A 19,840-nucleotide genomic window follows, 5' to 3' on the forward strand; every position below is an offset into this window, starting at 1 on the left:
ACAGACGTCAGAGTGACCGGACTAACATGAACAGCTCTTCACTCCCCATCACCGCTCACATCCGTCGAATCGATCCATCTCGCCGCTGCTCCCTCAAGGCCGACGGGTCACCTGATGACAACGACCGCACCGAAATCGGCCCGAACCCACTGGCTTTCGCGGAATGGTCCGAGCTGGGTCTCGAGGCACCTCTGCTAACAGCGATGCGCGAGTATCGTCTGCAGCGTCTCAAGGACCAACTGGTCGCCCGCGATGTTGCAGGCATCCTGTTGTTCGACCCGTTGAACATCCGCTACGCCACCGACACAACCAATATGCAGCTGTGGACCACTCATAACCCCGCGCGTGCCTGCTTCGTCGCGGCCAGCGGGCATGTGGTGCTGTGGGACTTTCACGGCTGCGACCATCTTTCCAGGCACCTGCCATTGGTGAGTGAACTGCGCAGTGGCGCTTCGTTCTTTTACTTTGAAACCGGCGAGCGCACTGAGCAGCACGCCGCACGCTTCGCCGCACAGATAGATGATTTGCTGCGAACCCATGGCGGCGGCAACCGCAGGCTGGCCGTGGACCGTATCGAAATCGCCGGCCTGCGCGCGCTCGACGCCCTGGGTGTGGAGGTCCAGAGCGGCCAAGAAATCACCGAGCTTGCGCGAGTGATCAAAGGCCCGGACGAGATTAAGGCCATGCGCTGCGCGGTGGCTTCCTGTGAGGCGTCAATCGCCGAAATGCGCCTGGCGATGCGCAGCGGCGCTACCGAGAACGATGTCTGGGCGGCACTTCATGCTGGCAATATTCGTCGCGGAGGCGAGTGGATCGAAACGCGCATTTTGAGCTCCGGCCCACGCACCAATCCCTGGTATCAAGAGTCCGGCCCGCGGGTGCTCAGCGACGGCGACCTGTTGTCGTTCGACACCGACCTGATCGGCGTCTACGGCATGTGCGTGGACATGTCGCGTAGCTGGATTTGTGGGGATCGAGAACCCAGCGCTGAACAGAAGCGCCTGTACCGCATTGCCCACGAACACGTCAGCTTCAACTCCGGGCTGGTCCGCCCTGGCATTGGCTTCACCGAGCTGACGGCCCTCGGCCACCGGCTGCCTGAGTCCTGTCGCGCCCAGCGATACGGCGTAATGTTCCACGGTGTGGGGCTGTGCGATGAGTATCCGTGCATCCGCTACCCGGAAGATGTCGATTCGTATGGCTATGAGGGCGTGCTGCAACCGGGTATGGCACTGTGCGTCGAGGCCTACATAGGCGAAGTGGGCGGTCGCGATGGCATCAAGCTGGAGAATCAGTTACTGGTGACCGAGAGCGGTTGCGAGGTGCTGACCCGCTACCCGTTCGAGAGCAGTTTTCTGCAGGATTAAACACGTAGCTGTCACAGGAGTAGACAAACATGAGTGCATACAACAGAGGTGTGGTTTATCAGGGCGCCGGCAAGGTTGAGGTGCAGAACATCGACTATCCCAAGATGCAGGACCCGCGTGGCAGAAAGATCGAGCACGGGGTGATCCTAAAGGTGGTCGCTACCAATATTTGTGGCTCCGACCAGCACATGGTCCGCGGCCGTACCACCGCCCAGGTTGGCCTGGTGCTGGGGCATGAGATTACCGGTGTTGTCATCGAGAAGGGCAATGACGTCGAGCACCTGCAGACCGGCGATCTGGTCTCGGTGCCGTTCAACGTCGCCTGCGGTCGTTGCCGTTCCTGCAAGGAAATGCACACCGGTGTGTGCTTGACCGTCAACCCGGCGCGCGCCGGCGGTGCCTACGGTTATGTCGACATGGGTGACTGGACCGGCGGGCAGGCCGAATACGTGCTGGTGCCGTATGCCGACTTCAACCTGCTGAAGCTGCCCGACCGCGACAAGGCCATGGAGAAGATCCGTGACCTGACGTGCCTCTCGGACATTTTGCCGACCGGTTATCACGGTGCCGTAACGGCCGGCGTCGGTCCGGGCAGTACCGTTTATATCGCGGGTGCCGGCCCGGTCGGGCTGGCGGCCGCGGCCTCTGCGCGCCTGCTCGGTGCGGCGGTGGTGATTGTGGGTGACTTGAACCCTGCGCGTCTGGCCCACGCCAAGGCCCAGGGATTCGAGATCGCAGACCTGTCCCTGGACACGCCACTGCACGAGCAGATCGTCAGCCTGCTAGGCGAGCCGGAAGTCGACTGCGCGGTCGATGCCGTGGGGTTTGAAGCCCGTGGCCATGGCCATGAAGGTGCCAAGCACGAAGCCCCGGCCACCGTACTCAATTCGTTGATGGGTGTGGTACGGGTTGCCGGCAAGATCGGTATCCCCGGCCTGTACGTCACCGAAGACCCAGGTGCGGTCGACGCAGCAGCAAAAATCGGTGCACTCAGCATTCGCTTTGGTCTGGGGTGGGCCAAGTCCCATAGCTTCCATACGGGCCAGACGCCGGTAATGAAATACAACCGCGCACTGATGCAGGCGATCATGTGGGACCGCATTAACATTGCTAAAGTAGTCGGTGTGCAGGTTATCAGTCTGGATGACGCGCCGAAGGGTTATGGTGAGTTCGATGCGGGCGTGCCGAAGAAATTCGTCATAGACCCACACAAGACGTTCTCCTGAAACCGGTCCGGGCCGTGTTACTCGCGGCCCGGATCTCACCACCTCCAGAACAGACGGAGCGTTTGCCTGAGATGAAGCTTGTTTCTGCCGAACAGATCAATGCCGTTCTGAACTGGGCCGGTGTGCTCGATGCATTGTGGCGCATGCATTTTGGCTCACGGCCACAGATTGACGATTTTTTCCTAGGTGACGGCGAGTGTGGTCTGTTCAGCAGGGGTGTGATCTTGCCGGGCCTTGGCGGCGGCGTGAAAATTGTCTCGATCTTTCCCGGCAACCACCAGGCAACGCCATCCTTGCCGGCCGAGCAGGCGCTGTTCGTAGTGATCGACGAGCATACAAAGGCACTGGTCGCGATTTGCGATGGTTCGGCGATTACGGCTTGGAAGACCGCCGGGGATTCTGCGCTCGCGGGGGAGCGTCTGAGTCGCGAGGACAGCAGCGGTTTGCTGGTGCTTGGCGCGGGGCCAGTGGCGCGTGCGTTGACCGAGGCCTATTTGCACATCCGGCCGGGCATCCGCCAGGTGATGTTGTGGAACAGGACGTTGCCGAAACTAGAGCCCTTTGCTGCCAAACTTCGTGAGCGGGGTATCGAGACCACCCTGGTCTCGGACCTGGACGAGGCTGTCGCTCGTGCGGATATCATTGTCTCGGCGACGGCGTCGTCTGAGCCTCTGATCAAGGGTCGTCTGGTACGCCCCGGCACGCATGTCGACCTGGTCGGAGGCTTCAGGCCTGACATGCAGGAGGCCGACACTGATCTGGTCAGGCGTGCCAGGCTGTATGTGGATGATCGCAAAAGTGCGCTTAACTCAGGTGACCTAAGTATTCCCTTGCTGGCCGGGCTTATTGGCGAAGAAAGTATCGATGCCGACCTTTTCGAGATCTGTCAGTCGGGCGAAATCCTGCGCGGTGCGGACGATATCACTCTGTACAAGAATGCTGGCGGTGCGCATTTGGATTTGACAATTTGTCAGTACGTACTGCGATGCCTGGCGTCACAGGTTAGTTGACGATCTGCCGGATCAGTTCGGGTGTGGAATTGACGGCGTATTTGCGCAGCAAACTGGCGCGGTGAATATCCACAGTCCGGGGGCTGATGCCCAGGCTTTTCGCCGCTTCCTTGCTGGTCAAGCCGTCTACAAGTAGTGCAGCAACTTCACGTTCACGTGCGGTGAGGCTCACTTTCCCTCTCAAACCCTCGCGTCCCGGGGAGTCCGCCTCGGTGAACACCCAGGCGGCCAACTCATAAGGATTACTTCGGTTGAAGCCGTAACCCCGCACGGTCACCCAGAAGTGCGTGCCGTCCAGGCGGCGCATCAAGCGGTCGTCATGGAAATCGGCATGTCGCGAGAGCAGGGGGGCGAAATGCTCGGCAGCCGTTTCGAAGTCTTTCTGTTGGGGGTACAGCATCGCGAACGACGCGCCGACGAGTTGCACGTCGCTGGCGCGAAACAGGGTCAGTGCGAGGGCATTGCAATTCAGGATCACACGATGGCGAGCAATGATCACGGCGACGGGTAAATGATGAAGAAGATATTCGGAATCGAGGCAATCTTCTTCGCGCATAACGATCGTTTCTCTCCGAGCTTTATGAGTGTAAAAACGCCGATTACCTAGGTGATCAGCAAGTCTGGTCGCCCTGAATCAGCGTGCTTATGATGATATTCAGCTTATCACTGCGCGCGCTTGTCCTGCGTGGCAACTGGACCACATTTACATAAAAAAAGGACACACGGGATGAATGCGCGTGACGTGCACGACGGTAGTAGTGTGAGTTATGGTCTGGTCATTGCCAGATCATTGATAGATGGGACTAGGGGTCGTTCGAAGATATGCGCATGGATGCGAGTGTTCGGCGAGGTGTGGGGCTAATGAATCTGCCTGGGGGGGTGCTATCATGAATACAACGGTTCAACTAATGAGTGATGCCGTGCGGGCTAACGGGGCACGTATTGGCATCATCCTGTGCTTGCTGTCGATGTTCATCTTCGCAGCCCAGGATGGGATTACCAAGACGCTGGTAAGAGACCTGCCGGTGGCGCAGTTGGTCATGGTGCGGTATTGGGTGTTCCTGCTGTTCGCGTTATGTTTTGTGCAGATGAAGGGTGGCATTGGCAGCGCGCTGAAGACCGCTCATCCCTGGCTGCAAATGGCACGCTCGCTGCTGGGCGTTTTCGAGATCGTCGTCTTCGGCTTGGCGCTACGCTACTTGGGGTTGGCCGAGACCCACGCGATTTACGCGGTTTTCCCGCTTTTGACCATGGCCATGGCCGCCGTGTTGTTGCGTGAGCGACTCAACCTGCGCCAGTGCCTGGCGGGGGTAATCGGCTTCGTCGGCACTTTGATAATCCTCGAGCCCGGCATGGGTGTGTTCAGCCCCGCTTCGCTGATTCCACTGCTGGCGGCATTGATGTTTGCCTGCTTCAGTGTGCTCACGCGCAGGATCAGCGGCGCCGACAGCTTTGGCACCAACATGTTGTATATGGGCTTATGGGGAGCGGTCGCGTCGACGGTGATCGGTCTGCCTCAGTGGGTGACGCCGACTTCGCAGCAAGCGGTCCTGATGCTGGTGCTCTCGATCAGTGGGGTAATGGCCCAGATGTTACTAGTCCAGGCGCTGAACTTTACGGCGGCGATAACCTTGCAGCCGTTCAACTATTCGCTGCTGGTGTTCGCATCAGTGCTGGGTGTGGTGTGGTTTGGCGAGGCGGTGGAGACCACCTTGGTAGTGGGCGCGGTGCTGGTGGTGCTGGGTGGGCTCTACTCGCTCCGGCGCTGATGTCGCGAAGGCTGGCGTATTGTTACGCCGGCCGCGGGTGTTCATCAGGGCAAATGCGGCGCGAAGGTGATATCTGACAAGACGCCCGAAGGCGCCATCTCAAAGGTCGATAACCAGATCTGAAGTCGGACGACTGCAGCATAGCAAGCGCAAGCCTTTGTCGATCTCGCGCTGGCGGATGCCGCCATTGTGTTTCATCTCGACGCTGCCTTCGAGCACGGCAGTTTTGCACGTGCCGCACACACCCTGGCTGCAGGAAGAGGGCACCACCGCGCCGGCTTTTTTTGCCGCCGATAGCACGGTCTGTTCGGCGGTCATGGTGAATTCTTTACCCGAGCGGGCCAGGCGTACGGTGAAGGTGTCCTGTACCTGAGCGTGGGCAGTGATTGGCGTCGGTTCGACCACGATTTCGGCGTTTATGTCGAAGCTTTCCTGGTGATAACTCGTCATGTCGAAACCAGCATTGCCAAGCAGTGCCTTGGCCGCATCCATGTACCCTTTGGGGCCGCAGGTGAAGACTGCGCGCTCCATGAAGTCGGGGATTCGCTGCTCAAGCTCATCGATCGACAAGCGTCCGATTGGGCCGGCCCAGTTCGGCTCATCGCCAAGGCCCTCACAGAAGAACAGGGTGCGCAGGCGCGGCATGGAGCGTTCGAGGCGGGCCAGCTCTTCGCGAAAGATAATGTCTTTGGGCGTGCGCGCGCTGTGCACGAAGACAATGTCCAGGTCTGCGTGCAAGTCGCCCGCGGCACGGGTCATTGCCATCAGTGGAGTAATCCCCGAACCGGCGGAAAGGTACAGCAACTTGCGCGCCGGCCCTGCCACAGGCGTAAAAATACCCGCCGGGCCGGAGGCCGCCAGTGCATCGCCCGCCTGGAGATTGTCGTGCAGCCAGTTGGACACTGCACCACCCGGTACACGCTTAACGGTGATCGAGAAGGTGAACGGCCGGGTCGGTGTGGATGACAGCGTGTAGCAACGCGAAATGCTCTGGCCCTCGATGACGGGGGACACGGTCAGGAACTGGCCGGGTTCGTAGGCGAGGGCAGGGTAATCTGGGGAATGGAAAACGAACGTCTTCACGTCGTGGGTCTCGGCCACCACGCTCAGGCATTCGATGCGTTTGCTCTCGCCGCTGGCCCACTGGGCGCCGTGGGCGGCCCAGTGATCAGTGTCGACGAAGCGCTGGTCAGCACGCAGGCTGGCGATGTTTTCACGCATGCTCATCATCGTTAAACTCCATGCACTGCAAGACGGGCGTCGTACCAGCGGACGAACTGGTCAACGTACGTCTCGGTGAACTCTGAATAAGGGCCGGGGATGTAAGCAGGGTCCTGAGTGCCGCTATGGGTAATCGCAACCAAGTTGGCATCCTGCTGGGTGGTGGCAACCCAGACCTCGGTCAGGCGCTGGAGATCGTAATCGACGCCTTCGACAGCATCCTGATGCACCAGCCACTTGGTGCGCACCAAGGTTCGATCCGGCGCCAGGGGGATGATCCAACTGATCATCGCATGGTCGCTCATTACGTGAGCCCAGCCATTATTGCCCCACAGGTGCGTGTCGCCGAGGTCGCGACGGGCGAGGTTGCCCAGCAGTTTGGTGCAGGCGACCTTGGTGTCGAGCGTCTGGGACTCTCCACTGCCGGCGATAATCATGCGCTGGGTGCGGAACTGGGTAGCAGTATCGCCGTCCAAGTGCTCCACAGTGGTATGGAGATGACCTTCGCTTTCCCAGTTGGCTTCGATCCCCGCTTTGCGAATCTGATAGGCATCATAGGATGCGCGCGCGTCTTCGCTCATTTCTTCAAAACTGACGCCGAGATCTTCGGACTGATAAGAGACGATCAGTTCCGGGTGAGTGGCCGCGCAGTGATAACATTCGCGGTTGTTTTCCATCACCAGTTTCCAGTTGCCGTTCTCGATATAGTCAAGTTCGTAAGCGATGCGCGTCTTGGTCAGCTCATATGGCGCAAAGCGTGCACCAATGACCTCTTCCTGAATGGCAATATCTGCTGGGGCGTCCTCGCTCAAGCACACAAATACATGCGCACCGATGACTTTACAGTGCACAGGGATCAGGCTGCGGCATGTTGGATCGAAGCCCTTGCCCATATGCGCGGCGTGCTTGAGGCTGCCGTCGAGGTCGTAGGTCCATTGATGGTAGGGGCAAACTAGCATGCCGACAGTTGATTTGCCGGGCGCTTTCAAGCGCGCACCGCGGTGGCGGCAGACGTTGCGGTAGGCGCGAATCTGTTCATCATCGTCGCGCAGCACCATGATCGACGATTTGCCGATATCGGTGGTGAAGACATCGCCTGGCTCGGCAACGTCTGCGGTCACCGCCACCAATATCCAATGCCGGGTGAAAAATATATCAACGTCGGTTTCGAATATATCCTGTCGACTGAAGATTTCACCCGGAAGACCACAATTGGGTTCTCGAGACTCGATCACTTCACGGTGCGTTTTAATCGGCGCAGTGCTCATCATTATTCCTCAGGCATTTTTATTTTAAGTATTACCAATGCGTGTGGAAGGATTATCTGAGTGGCTAAAAATACCGTCAATGCGCCTATTTTTACGGCTCGCATTACATTAAGTTATGAGCGTGCTTTCGATTATTCCGACAAGGGTTTACGGTCCTGTAACCAACGGATCACTGCCCAGACTTCAGGCGTTGCGATGCGCCCGTCCGGGATGACCGCATAGTAAGCATCGGTGGGGCGGACAAAATAAGGCTCGAGTCGAACCAGCTCGCCACTGGCTATTAGATGTTCAACTGCACGCCCCCAGCCGAGGCCGATGCCGTAGCCGTGGAGTGCAGCGTGTACCACATCGGCATGCAGGTTACAGCGCAGGGTATAGTGCAACTTGTGTGTGATCAGCCCTAATTGTTTGAACCAGCCTTGCCAGGTCATCCAGCCTTCGGTGGTAGAGTCGGAGTCCAGCAGGCCGGTGGCAGCCAATGCTTCGAGGGTTTCGGGCCTGGGGTTTCGGGCCAACCATTCAGCCGAGCAAACGGGAAAGATTTCTTCGTCGAACAACAGGATCACTTCGCCGTCATCCCACTGACCATTGCCGTAGCGTACGTACAGATCAGCTTCCTGGGTGCGCAAGTCACCGGTAAACATCTGCGTGACCAGACGCAGCTGGATGTCCGGCAGCCCATCGCGCAGGCGGGACAGGCGAGGTAGAAGCTGAAACTGCGAAAAGGACGAAGTGACGCCAAGAATGATTTCCCGTCGACCGCCCTCCTGGTTGATCTGGTCGAATACTGTAGCGATTTTCTGCAGCGATTCGGAAATGGTCGCGAACAAGGCCAGACCCTCATTGGTCAGTTGGATGCTGCGGTGCAAGCGGTGAAACAATTGAGCCCCGACGTTTTCCTCAAGCACCTTGACCTGTTTGCTAACGGCCGCCTGGGTGACCCCCAGTTCCTTCGCTGCCTGGGTGAAGCTTTTCAGGCGGGCGACGGATTCAAACTGGAGAAGGGCGGTCATCGACGGAATGATCCGCCGGTAACCTTTGTGTCGGGGGCTGGCTTCTTGAGCTTTCATTGTTTCTCTTACTCATGTGCAGGCAAGCCGGTCACACGACGAGCTCGTTCCATAGAGTGTACGCGTCACTGATTTCTATGAGCAGGCTCGTCAGCGTCAGTTCTTAAGCCAACTGGTAAGTAGTCTTGACCCGGGTAAAGAATTGCCGCGCATGGGTGCCTTGCTCGCTCGACCCCAGGCTCGATGCACCATTGCCCCCAAACGGCACGTGATAGTCGACTCCGGCGGTCGGCAGGTTGACCATCACCATCCCCGCCGTACTATTGCGCTTGAAGTGTTCGGCATGACGCAACGATGTAGTGACGATGCCCGCAGACAAACCGAACACGGTGTCCTCGGCAGCGGCGAAGGCCTCTTCGTAATCGCGTACCTTCAGCACACTCAACACTGGCCCGAAGATCTCCTCGCGGTAAATGCGCATGTCAGGGTTCACGTCGGTAAACAGCGCAGGCGTGAAGAAGTACGCACCTGTCGGGTTTTCAACGCGCTGGCCACCGCATACCAGCGTTGCGCCTTGCTCAAGGCCGCTGGCCACGTACGCTAGGTTCTGCTCCAATTGTCGTGCATCCACCACCGGGCCGATGTCGGTGGCGGATTCTAGCGCGTCCCCGACTTTCAGGGCACGGGTGCGCTCGGCCAGCCGCGCCACAAATGCATCATAAACACCTGCAGTGACGATCACCCGTGAACTTGCAGTGCAGCGTTGGCCGGTGCTGTAGAACGAACCGTTGAGCGCCACCTCGACCGCCTGTTCCAGATCGGCATCATCGAGAACGATCAGCGGGTTCTTGCCGCCCATCTCCAGTTGTACCTTCTTCATGCCTTGCGCCGCGAGCTGAGCGATTTGCCGGCCGGTATGTTCGGAGCCGGTAAAGCTGATGCCATCGATCTGTGGAGAGCGAATCAGGGTATCGCCGACACTGCGCCCCGGCCCGATCAGCAGGTTGAACACTCCTGCTGGCAGGCCGGCTCGGGAGATGATTTCTGCCAATGCCCATGCCGAGGATGGCACCAGCTCCGCGGGTTTGAACACTACACAGTTACCGAAGCAGAGTGCTGGCGCAATCTTCCAGGCAGGGATGGCAATCGGAAAATTCCACGGTGCGATGATGCCGATCACGCCCAACGGCTGGGTGATGACGTCGATGCCCACATCCTTACGCACCGATTCGTATTTCTCGCCAGAGGCTCGCAGCGCTTCCTGCGCATAGAACTTGAACGAGCGACCGGCGCGGTCCACTTCCCCCAGCGCCTCGCGCACTACTTTGCCCTCTTCGCGCGCGAGCAGGATGGCCAACTCTTCGCGGCGGGCGAGGATTTCGCTGCCGATAAAGTCCAACGCGTCGGCGCGTAGCTGCGGGTTGCTGCGCGCCCATTCTGGCTGGGCCCGGCGAGCGGCGCCGATGGCGTGTTCGGTCAGGGCCTGGTCGGCGCGTACAAATCGCTCGATCACTTCCTGCGGATTGGACGGGTTGCGGTTTTCCAGCAACTCGTTGCTGTTGTCGAGAGGAGCGAAGGCGCCGTTGACGTAGCTGCTTTTGGTGACGGGGTTCATGCAGACCGAATCCTTTATTCTTGGGTTTGCCTGCATGATGCTTAGCGCACGCCGGTGCCCGCTATCACGGGCAAGACAATTGATAGAACACTGGGACCGTTCAGCGCCTGGCTTGTCTTGAATCTAGGATATAGCTGTCTTTGTATTATATTTCGGACGCATTGCCAGTCGTATACTGAGCTTGCCGAACATTCCCCGGCTGCACTGGAGCGCGAGACATGATCACTCAGCCCGCCGAGATCAAGCCGGACCTGCGTGTCGGGTTCGTGCTGATGAATCAGTTCACGCTGGTGCCGGTGGCAGGTTTGGTCGATTCCTTGCGTTTTGCCGCTGATAAGTCGTTTCGCAGCCAGCAGGTGTACTGTCAGTGGGATTGGATGACCTGCAATGATCAGCCGATCCACGCTAGCTGTGGCATGCCGATCTCGCCTACCCGCCCATTGAATCTATTTGCCCGGTACGACTACATCGTCATCGCCGGAGGTCTGCTGGGAGAAACACGCAACCCGCCCGATTGGCTGCTTGATGCGTTGCTTGATGTGCATGCTGCCGATATCCCGATAATTGCGCTGTGTTCGGCATCCTTCGTATTGGGTAAGGCCAAGCTGCTAGATGGCCGGAGGTGCGCCGTGCATTTTACCATTCGCGAAGAGTTCGAAGCGTTGTTTCCCTTGGCGAACTCGGTGATCGACAAGAGTTACGTGGAAGACCGCGGCATCATCACCTGCCCGGGCGGCACCGCCATCGACCTGGCTGCCAGCCTGATCCGCCGTCACTGCGGTGAGGTGCGGGCGCAGAAGGGCCTGGAGTACCTGTTGGTGGAAGATCGCGCCGAAGATCACGAGCAGACTCATCGGATCTACCAGAACGAGCGGGTGGAGCAGGCCATCGCATTCATGCGTGACAATTTGGATGTGTCGCTTTCACTCAAGGCAGTGGCAGAGGCGGTGGGTACACATCCCCGGCAACTGCACCGTGAATTCGTGGCCAATACTCAGGAAGCTCCGGCCAACTACTGGCGCAAGTTGCGTCTGGATCACGCCCGTCGCCTACTGGTGAATACCAGCCACAACGTCACCACTATCGCTTTGGCCAGCGGTTTCTCCGACGCTTCGCACTTCATTCTGTGGTTTCGCAAGCAGTACGGTGAAACGCCCTACAGCTTCCGCAAGCGCCGGCATGAAGTGGAACGTTTCAACAGTGACAGCCTCGGTAAGAGCGTCAGGGCGGACCCGGAGCTTTAAGGCGATGGGGGCGGCGAGCGAGTGAGCAAAGCATCGAATACGACCTCGCAGGCAGCGCCCCATGTAGCGCTGCCTGGCTGGTGATTGAGCACTTCGAGACCGGTTGCCGTGAATGTACCCGGTGTGGCGATTGCCCGGCCCAACGCCTTGAGACTCCGCTCCGGATGCGCGCGGGCGCTGAACAGACAGTCCTCCAGATTACCCAGCACCAGCGTGCGCGCCTGTTCGGCAGGCATGCCTTTGTCGACGAGCCAGTGTTGCAGGTCATGGAGCAGGAAATAGAACCAGCCATTCATACAGGCTGCCACAGTGGCCAGCTCAAACGCCGGTTCATTGTCCACCAACACTAGCGAACCCAGCGGGCCGAGACACTGCTGGGCGGTTTCGTCGGGCGGATAGACGACCACCGTCGACTGGTTGAACTGCGCGGTGTAGGAGAGCATCACCCGTATACACACAGCTGTGGGAAAGGTCGCCTGCAGCGTGTTCAAGTGCAGCCCGGCGACCAAGGATAGCAAGTGCTGGCCGGGTTTGACGGTGATCTCTGCGGCCAACTGCGCAACGCTGTCTGGCCGTACCCCGAGCAAGAGTATGCCGGCCTCTTCCACCAACGCCTGATTGCTCGGCATGACCTCACAACTGCATTCAGTGGCAAGTGCCTGAGCACGCTCAGTGTTGCGCGGTGACAACAGGATAACGCCGTCGAAGCCGCTACGGCGCAGGCCGTGCACGACTTTTTCGGTCAACTCACCCACTCCCAGGATGCCCAGACTCTGCATGATGTCTCCTTCAGGCTTCCAGGCCAGCACGGTGCTGGCCCCAGTTGAGGTTCAGATTCACTCCCAGGCTGAGTAACGGTTCTGGCGGATTGCGGTTGGGGCCGCGCGAGGCGAGCAGGAAGGCCGTCAACTCGTCCTGCTCTCCTGCCAGCCAGTTGGCCAGCAGTGTGCCCGTTGCGGTGCCACGCGTGATACCCAGACCGTTGCAGCACAGAGCCCCGTAGACGTTCGGCGCCAAACTGCCGAAGTAGGACGAATGGTTGCGCGACATGCACATGGACCCGCCCCAGGTGTAGTCGAAGGGCATGTTCGCCAGCATTGGAAAGCGCCGGTCAAACGACGTGCGGTGGTGACGTGCGGCGCGGTCCAGGAAGCGCTGCTGTGCCTGCCCATTGGCGTTGAAGCTGAAGCTGTTACGCACCAGCAAACGCTGATCGGGTGTACGCCGCAACGTGGTGCCGAAAGGGTCGGCAGGGATGATGCCCCAGGTCTGCTTGCCGCCCAGGCGTGTCTGCTCCTCGATGGTCAACGGCCGGGTCATACTGGCATACGTGAAAACCGGTAGCAGACGGCCCGGCAAGAATCCGAAATGTGAGGCGAAGGCGTTATTGCAGAGCAGCAGTTCGTGCGCCACAAATTCACCGTCGGCGTGGCGCAGCGTGATTTTGTCTCCCCGTTCGATACCGGTGATGACGGTGTTTTCGTACAGGCTGACGTTCGCTGGTAAGTTGTCGGCGAGCCCTCTCACCAATGCCGCTGGCTGCAACAGCATCGTGCCAGGGGTGTAAAGCGCCTGGCGATAGAACGACGTACCAAGATGCTCCGGTAAATCGCGGGAATCGATGATTTCGTAGGGCTGGCCGAGCTTGTCCAGGCCGCTCCGGTAGGCTTGCAATACCGCCAGACCTTTGTCTTCTACGGCGGCCTGGTACTTGCCGTCCGAGCGCAATTGGCAGTCTATAGAACAGTCCGCGACCAGCGTGCGAATCATTGATTGGGCGAAGTGATTGAGCTTCAGGTTCATCCGCGCCGTGGCTGGATCGCCGATATAGTCCGGGGCGCCGATGTCATGGGGCAAGTCGATGGCGAAGCCGGAATTACGCCCAGAGGCACCGTAGCCGACCTGCTGCCCGTCGATCAGCACGATCTCGTCCTGGGGGAATTTAAGGGCCAATTGGCGCGCGGCGGCGAGCCCGGTGAAGCCCGCGCCCAATACCACCCAGCGTGCGTTGGTGCGGCCGCTGTGGGCGGGCCGCGGGTTGCGTGACGGGCTGAGGTGAAACCAGCCACAGCCATTGTCGTCGGCCGGAGTGGATGTATTTCTGTACATTGATGCCACTTCCTTCTTTTTCCGCACTATCGCATCGGCAGGATGATGAGCCCTATAACGATCGGGACAACTCATGGAAGGTTTGGCCATTGCGTATGTGCCGAGTTGGCAATTAAGGAACAGCCTGCAGGCAATGATTACTGCAGGCTATTTCGCCAGACGCTTGGTACTGCCGCCAAGCGTCTGCAGGGGAGTGAATCTAAAACGACGCTACTGGTTCGCCAAAAATGCCATCTTCTGGCACAACGCCCAAGCCGGATCCTGAGGGGCGCCTGATATGGCCATCTTCTATGCATACACCATTCTTCGAGTCGAAGTTACCTTCGATCATGGGCGCGGCGATCCAAACGCCATCCAACAGTTCGGGAGAGACGGTAGCACCAATGTGCGTGCAGGCGGCTGCCATCAGGTCTCCGCCCCATGAATCGTCGCAGGTATGAGGTAAGTTGCGGGCCGCACAGATGTCGCGAAACGCTCGCATCGGATGTAAGCCACCCAAAGCAGTGACCTTCATGCCGAAACCATCGACCAATCCCGTTCCCGCTACAGTGACCGTCGTATTTATACTTGTGCAACTTTCGTCCATGTACATGGCATGACTGATTTGCGGACGGATTTTCTGGAAGTCTTCAATGGTTTCACAAGGCTGTTCCAGGACGAAAGGCACGTGTGCGCACTCGCGGCAGAGCCTCAATGTATCGCGCGTGTTCAGACCTCGATTGGCGTCCACGGCGAGCTTGATACGTGAACTTCCCACGGCTTCCCAGACTTTATTGATTGCCGCGATATCCTCTTCGATTGGCCTACCCCCTAGTTTCATTTGAATACGGGGAAACCCTTGGTCGCGTTTGTCGATAGCCAGGCGAACGGATTCGTCGGGATCGTTGATCCCAACAACAGAGTAGGAGGGCACGCGATCGGTCAGCGCCCCACCCAGCAGGTCAGAAACGCTCAAACTCAGATGCTTGCCCAACACGTCGTGCGCGGCAATATCGATCGCCGCCTTGGCGTAGTGATGACCTTTGAGCAGCTTGTCCATGCGGCGGTGCAGGGGCACTGGGAGCAGTTCAGTGCCAATGAGCCCCTTGGCCATTTCGGTCAGGGCCGCTACGGCACCCAGAGAATGGGATTCGGCGAAAATGGGGCCGACAGGGCAGGTCTCGCCCCACCCGACAAGTCCGTTGTCTGCAACGATTTTGACCAGTGTGGTCGTCAATGAATAGACGATGCGGTTGGCCATTGTGTAAGGGCCATCCACGACAGGCAATTCGTGGGTGTAGACATCAATACTGGCAATTTTCATGGCGTTACCTGCGGAATGATCAGTACCAATTTGCCCATGTGCGCTTTATTCAAGAAGTCTTGCTGCGCTTGATGGATTTCACTTAGCGGATACGTTTTGGCTACAGCCGGACGTATTTCACCCGACTCGACGTATGAAATCAGATTGGTGAAAACTTCATCGTCCTGGAACGTGCAACCGAAGAGCGTCAGGTCTTTGAGGTAAAGAGTTCTGAGATCGATCTCTGCGATGGGACCCGCAATTGCGCCAGCGATGGCGTAGCGGCCGCCCAGCCGGAGCACGCGTAATAGGTCCGACCAATGATCACCACCCACCACGTCCACCACCGCATCCACCGAGTTTTCGCCCAGTACCGAGACCAGGTCGGCGCTGCGATCAATGATGCGATCAGCGCCTAACGACCTGACCTCATCCGCTTTAGAGGCAGAGCAATGCGCGATTACCGTTGCGCCACGGCGTTTGGCCAGTTGGACTACTGCAGAACCCACGCCACCCGAGGCGCCAGTGACCAAGACGGTTTCTTTGCCCAGTTTCAGTCTGTGAAGCATGTTTTCCGCGGTGAAATAGGAGCAGGGTAGCGATGCCAGTTCCGCATCGGTCCATTCGCACTCCACCTTGAGCGTCTCTCTGGAGGGGGCCACGGCAAACTGTGCAAACCCGCCGTCGCATTCGCTGCCAAATGTCCAGCACTCGAAGGGCCGGTAGTCCACATAGGTACGCAGAAGATTGCTGACGATCACGCGTTCGCCAATGCGTGAAGTTGCAACGTCTTGTCCCACGGAAACGATGTAACCGCAGCAGTCGGCACCTTGAATCCGCGGGAGCTTTTATCTCACTGACTGCGCTGTCCTTCTACATGTTCACCACGTACTTCGCTACATACTTGCAGGTCGTCGGGCATCTGAGTCGTGCGCAGTCATTGATGGTTTCAACGATGGCGTTGCTGTTTGCGGCCGGGGCATGCCCGGCGGCAGGGGCTTTCTCTGATCGATTCGGCCGGCGCCGGACAGTAGCCGTCACCTGTTTTTGGGTGATTCTAACGGTGTTTCCGGCTTACTGGCTGGCTAGCTCCGGTCAATTTTACGCGGCGATCGTCGGGGTAATTTTGCTAGCGGTAGGCGCTGTGCTGTCAGGAGTAGTCACGGCCGCTTTACTTTCCGAGGTTTTCCCTACTCGTACCCGGTACACCGCCTCGGCAATCACATACAACATTGCCTACACGCTGTTCGGCGGTACTGCGCCGCTGGTGGCTACATGGCTGATCGACCACAGCGGTAGTAGCTTGGCGCCGGCCTTTTACCTTGTGTTAATCGCCCTGCTGGCGTTACTAGGCGGGTTGTCCTTACCGGAAACCTCGCGTATTTCCTTGCACGAAGAGCCGGGAGAGAAGCCGGTGTGTGGATTGAAGGTTATTAGCCGTGCAGGTTGATTTTGAGCAACGATGCGCGCGATTGGTACGCGTATCCATTGAAAAGGAGGATGCGGCATGAACGCGCGCCAATTACACGATGAGAGCATTGTGATCGATGGCTTGGTGATCGCTAAATGGAGTCGTGAGTTGTTTGAGGATATGCGCAAAGGCGGTCTGACGGCTACTAATTGCACGGTTTCTGTGTGGGAAGGTTTCCAAAAGACTATAGATACCATCGCTGCTAGCCAGAAGCTGATCCGGGAGAACAGTGACTTGGTCATGCAAGTGCGGACCACTGCGGACATCCGCAAGGCGAAGACACTGGGCAAGACTGGCATCCTTTTTGGCTTCCAAAACGCCCACGCTTTCGAGGACCAGATCGCCTATGTGGAGATATTCAAGCAGTTGGGCGTGGGTATCGTACAACTGTGCTACAACACGCAAAACTTGGTGGGGACGGGTAGCTACGAGCGTGATGGTGGACTATCGGGATTCGGCCGAGAGATCGTCGCTGAGATGATCCGCGTTGGGATCATGTGCGATTTGTCCCACGTTGGCTCACGTACTAGTGAGGAGGTAATTCTGACTTCGAGCAAGCCGGTGACGTACTCGCACTGTTTACCCATGGGACTGAAGGAGCATCCCCGGAACAAAACCGATGCGGAATTAAAGTTTATTGCGGATCACGGTGGTTTTGTTGGCGTGACTATGTTTACGCCGTTCCTGGCCAAGGGCGTGGACGCCACCATAGATGATTTCGCTGAAGCCATTGAGTACATCATGAATATTGTCGGCGAAGATGCAGTTGGTATTGGCACCGATTTTACTCAGGGTCACGGTCAGGACTTCTTCGAATACCTGACCCATGACAAAGGGTATGCAAGGCGCCTGACTCGCTTCGGCGAGATCATCAATCCGCTCGGTATGCGTACCGTGGGCGACTTCCCTAATCTCACTGAGACGTTACTCAAGCGTGGTCATTCGGAGCGAGTAGTGGGCAAGATCATGGGGGCGAACTGGATGCGGGTGTTCGAGGAGGTATGGGATAAGTGATCAGTATCGAAAGCCAACAACTAAGCACAGCGGTCCAGCCTATCAGTCAATCGAGGCGGCGTGCTATTGGCATGATGCTTTGCCTATTGTGATGTTCATCCTCGCCGCCGGGAACGGCATCACCAAGATCCTAAGCGCTGCCGGTGATGCAGTTGATGATGGCACGCTACTGGGTTTCTCTGCTGCTGCGGTATGTTTCGAGCGGATCATGAGGGGGGGCGCGAAGCTCTGAAAACTGCTCATCCCTGACTACAGATGAACCGTCGCTGCTCGGGCGTTCGAGATATCTTCATTTGGCATAGCGCTACGCTACTTAGGCTTGGCCAAGGCGATACCAATTGGGCCATGCCGGCGCTGGTGCCGTGCGAGCAGTTCAATCTTTGCCAGTGCCTGGACGCGATGCTCAGTTTTGTTGGCACGCTGATCACCCGCAAATCCTGTGTGGGGCGTTTTGAGTCCGACACCGTTGATGGTTCGGGTGGCTGCTTTAGGTTCACCTGCCTCATCGTGCTCATTCGCAAGAACAGCTGCGCCAATACGCCCGGTACTGACATAATATTGAAGGCGGCCAATTGCAACATATAGATCGATTGTTTTGGCGGCTAGCCGACATCGTTGCAAAGACGTAAGGCGCTAGCTACACGCAGTTGGGTGACGTTACTGGTGATAAAATACGTTACCTAAATTTATTTATTCATAAATATCAGTGGCTTAAGAGTTTTTCTATTGCGGTTTAGGTTTAGCCTTACCGGGAAGAAGCGAGGAGAGAGAAGCCTGTTTTCTCTGATCAATATAACCAGGGTGGTGCAGCGATCTGTCACAGAGGCAGGCTCATGACGAAGACACGGTGGCTAGATGCAGCTGCGGTTATGGATTTGATAGGGGTATGGATGGATACGATTTACGTATGCTTGGGGATTTTCCGAGTCCAAGAGGCACCAATAATCGATATCTCGGGCTCCTTCGACGCATCGCAAGGCTCAGCTTGATGCTTATAGGACCAGTGCTGATAGCCTTCCGATTAAGCCGCAACCCAAGACAACCAGCCAAAGTGGGGCCCTCCAGAACATCAGGGCAACAAAAGCCATCAGCGCCAATCCGAAGTCCGCGGGTTTTGATATGGCACTTGTCCAGACCGGGTTGTACAAAGCCGCCAAAAGTAGCCCGACCACTCCCGCGTTGACGCCTACAAGCGCGGCCTGGATGCGAACGCTATGCTTCAGTCGTTCCCAGAATGGCAACACGCCGAGTATGAGAAGGAATGAAGGCGCGAAAATAGCGATGAGGCATATTGATGCGCCCGTCCAACCTGAGGGCTGGACGTTCATAGACGCACCGAGAAATGCTGCAAAGGTAAAAAGCGGACCAGGTACCGCCTGCGCTACGCCATATCCTGCCAGGAACGCATCGTTGGCTACCCAGCCGTTGGGTACCGTTGCCGCCTGCAGCAACGGCAAAACCACGTGCCCGCCGCCAAATACCAATGAGCCAGCCCGGTAAAAGTCGTTCGACATGGCGAGTGTTTGGGAGGGCAAGGCCTGCAGTAGTAATGGAAGGCCTGCCAATAGGCTGAAAAACAAAGCCAATGAAACCACACCCACTTTCCGGCTGATTGCGATCGGTAACGATTCTGTAACTAGGCCTTGAACAGGTTTCAAAAACACCAAACCGACTCCAGCCGCACAGACCATCACACCAAGCTGTCCTGTTGCGTTGGGCAACCAAAGCGCCGCGCATGCCGAAAAAGCGGCAATGGTTACGCGGGGCACGTCGGTGCAAAGATTGCGGGCCATACCCCAGACTGCTTGAGCAACGACCGCAACTGCGACGATTTTGAGTCCGCTCAATAGGCCGCTTGGGAAAGTGCTTCCCCACGTCGCCATACCCTGAGCAAATAAAACCAGGATGATAGCTGATGGCAATGTGAAACCGGCCCACGCAGCAATGGCACCTGACAAACCGGCACGCGATAGCCCCAATCCTATGCCAACTTGACTGCTCGCAGGTCCTGGAAGAAATTGGCAAAGCGCGACCAGGTCGGCATAGCTGCGATCGCTAAGCCATTGCCGTCGAACAACAAACTCCTCGCGAAAGTACCCCAAATGCGCAATCGGGCCTCCGAAAGACGTAAGTCCCAAGCGTAAGAACACTAGAAACACTGACCAGGCGGAATCAGGTCTTATCACTTTCGTGCCGTTTTCTGCTGACAATACTCAAGCTCCACGGTAGCTGAT

The 19,840-nt window shown here is 57.8% G+C and carries 16 protein-coding genes and 1 pseudogene; 7 read left to right on the plus strand and 10 right to left on the minus strand.

Annotation, left to right across the window (positions count from 1 at the left end; translation table 11 throughout):
* Nucleotides 1–26: 26 nt before the first annotated feature.
* From dddP to ABMD26_RS18035, 3 genes are all read left to right on the plus strand, one after another.
* Nucleotides 27–1,367, plus strand: a complete 1,341-nt coding sequence (gene dddP, locus ABMD26_RS18025) for a dimethylsulfonioproprionate lyase DddP (protein WP_354311050.1) — start codon at nt 27–29, stop codon at nt 1,365–1,367.
* Between the two features lie 29 nt (nt 1,368–1,396).
* On the plus strand, nt 1,397–2,593 hold the full coding sequence (gene fdhA / locus ABMD26_RS18030) for a formaldehyde dehydrogenase, glutathione-independent (RefSeq protein WP_354311052.1): 1,197 nt from the start codon (nt 1,397–1,399) through the stop codon (nt 2,591–2,593).
* 71 nt (nt 2,594–2,664) lie between these two features.
* The gene (locus ABMD26_RS18035) at nt 2,665–3,603 is read left to right on the plus strand and encodes an ornithine cyclodeaminase family protein (protein WP_354311054.1); all 939 of its coding nucleotides are present in this window, start codon (nt 2,665–2,667) and stop codon (nt 3,601–3,603) included.
* On the opposite strand, the gene ABMD26_RS18040 is transcribed toward ABMD26_RS18035, so the two are convergent.
* Nucleotides 3,596–4,159, minus strand: coding sequence for a LuxR C-terminal-related transcriptional regulator (locus ABMD26_RS18040; protein ID WP_354311056.1), 564 nt, complete (start codon nt 4,157–4,159; stop codon nt 3,596–3,598). The two genes, ABMD26_RS18035 and ABMD26_RS18040, sit on opposite strands and share 8 nt — an antisense overlap.
* Before the next feature lie 352 nt (nt 4,160–4,511).
* Here ABMD26_RS18040 and ABMD26_RS18045 point away from each other — a divergent pair, with 352 nt between their 5' ends.
* Nucleotides 4,512–5,372 (plus strand): DMT family transporter, encoded by an 861-nt coding sequence (locus ABMD26_RS18045; RefSeq protein ID WP_354311058.1) that lies wholly within the window; start codon nt 4,512–4,514, stop codon nt 5,370–5,372.
* Nucleotides 5,373–5,471: 99 nt separating this feature from the next.
* On the opposite strand, the gene ABMD26_RS18050 is transcribed toward ABMD26_RS18045, so the two are convergent.
* The 4 genes from ABMD26_RS18050 to ABMD26_RS18065 all read right to left on the minus strand — a co-directional run bounded on the left by ABMD26_RS18050 (nt 5,472) and on the right by ABMD26_RS18065 (nt 10,486).
* Nucleotides 5,472–6,599 carry an FAD-binding oxidoreductase gene (locus ABMD26_RS18050; protein WP_354311840.1) on the minus strand — a complete coding sequence of 376 codons (1,128 nt, stop codon included), beginning with the start codon at nt 6,597–6,599 and terminating at the stop codon, nt 5,472–5,474.
* A 5-nt stretch (nt 6,600–6,604) separates the two neighbouring features.
* On the minus strand, nt 6,605–7,861 hold the full coding sequence (locus ABMD26_RS18055) for an aromatic ring-hydroxylating oxygenase subunit alpha (RefSeq protein WP_354311060.1): 1,257 nt from the start codon (nt 7,859–7,861) through the stop codon (nt 6,605–6,607).
* A gap of 131 nt (nt 7,862–7,992) precedes the next feature.
* Nucleotides 7,993–8,931, minus strand: a complete 939-nt coding sequence (locus ABMD26_RS18060) for a LysR substrate-binding domain-containing protein (RefSeq protein ID WP_354311062.1) — start codon at nt 8,929–8,931, stop codon at nt 7,993–7,995.
* A gap of 103 nt (nt 8,932–9,034) precedes the next feature.
* The gene (locus ABMD26_RS18065; protein WP_354311064.1) at nt 9,035–10,486 is read right to left on the minus strand and encodes an aldehyde dehydrogenase family protein; all 1,452 of its coding nucleotides are present in this window, start codon (nt 10,484–10,486) and stop codon (nt 9,035–9,037) included.
* Between the two features lie 218 nt (nt 10,487–10,704).
* Here ABMD26_RS18065 and ABMD26_RS18070 point away from each other — a divergent pair, with 218 nt between their 5' ends.
* Nucleotides 10,705–11,730, plus strand: coding sequence for a GlxA family transcriptional regulator (locus ABMD26_RS18070; protein ID WP_354311066.1), 1,026 nt, complete (start codon nt 10,705–10,707; stop codon nt 11,728–11,730).
* Here the strand turns inward: ABMD26_RS18070 and ABMD26_RS18075 are convergent.
* The 4 genes from ABMD26_RS18075 to ABMD26_RS18090 all read right to left on the minus strand — a co-directional run bounded on the left by ABMD26_RS18075 (nt 11,727) and on the right by ABMD26_RS18090 (nt 15,921).
* Nucleotides 11,727–12,509 (minus strand): NAD(P)-binding domain-containing protein, encoded by a 783-nt coding sequence (locus tag ABMD26_RS18075; RefSeq protein ID WP_354311068.1) that lies wholly within the window; start codon nt 12,507–12,509, stop codon nt 11,727–11,729. The two genes, ABMD26_RS18070 and ABMD26_RS18075, sit on opposite strands and share 4 nt — an antisense overlap.
* Before the next feature lie 10 nt (nt 12,510–12,519).
* Complete coding sequence (locus ABMD26_RS18080) at nt 12,520–13,839, minus strand: NAD(P)/FAD-dependent oxidoreductase (protein WP_354311069.1); 1,320 nt, start codon at nt 13,837–13,839, stop codon at nt 12,520–12,522.
* Nucleotides 13,840–14,038: 199 nt separating this feature from the next.
* On the minus strand, nt 14,039–15,142 hold the full coding sequence (locus ABMD26_RS18085) for a mandelate racemase/muconate lactonizing enzyme family protein (RefSeq protein ID WP_354311071.1): 1,104 nt from the start codon (nt 15,140–15,142) through the stop codon (nt 14,039–14,041).
* Entirely contained in the window at nt 15,139–15,921 is a 783-nt protein-coding gene (locus ABMD26_RS18090) for a zinc-binding dehydrogenase (protein ID WP_354311073.1), read from the minus strand. Before ABMD26_RS18090 ends, ABMD26_RS18085 begins: the two co-directional genes overlap by 4 nt.
* 38 nt (nt 15,922–15,959) lie before the next feature.
* Here ABMD26_RS18090 and ABMD26_RS18095 point away from each other — a divergent pair.
* Nucleotides 15,960–16,571 (plus strand): annotated as a pseudogene (locus tag ABMD26_RS18095) (MFS transporter); the annotation flags it as partial.
* Between the two features lie 57 nt (nt 16,572–16,628).
* Nucleotides 16,629–17,606: a dipeptidase gene (locus tag ABMD26_RS18100; protein WP_354311075.1), complete on the plus strand. Its 978-nt coding sequence runs from the start codon at nt 16,629–16,631 to the stop codon at nt 17,604–17,606.
* A gap of 992 nt (nt 17,607–18,598) precedes the next feature.
* Here the strand turns inward: ABMD26_RS18100 and chrA are convergent.
* On the minus strand, nt 18,599–19,816 hold the full coding sequence (gene chrA, locus ABMD26_RS18105) for a chromate efflux transporter (protein WP_354311077.1): 1,218 nt from the start codon (nt 19,814–19,816) through the stop codon (nt 18,599–18,601).
* Nucleotides 19,817–19,840: the final 24 nt, after the last annotated feature.

Source organism: Pseudomonas sp. PvP001 (assembly GCF_040546375.1).
Taxonomy (GTDB): domain Bacteria; phylum Pseudomonadota; class Gammaproteobacteria; order Pseudomonadales; family Pseudomonadaceae; genus Aquipseudomonas; species Aquipseudomonas coleopterorum.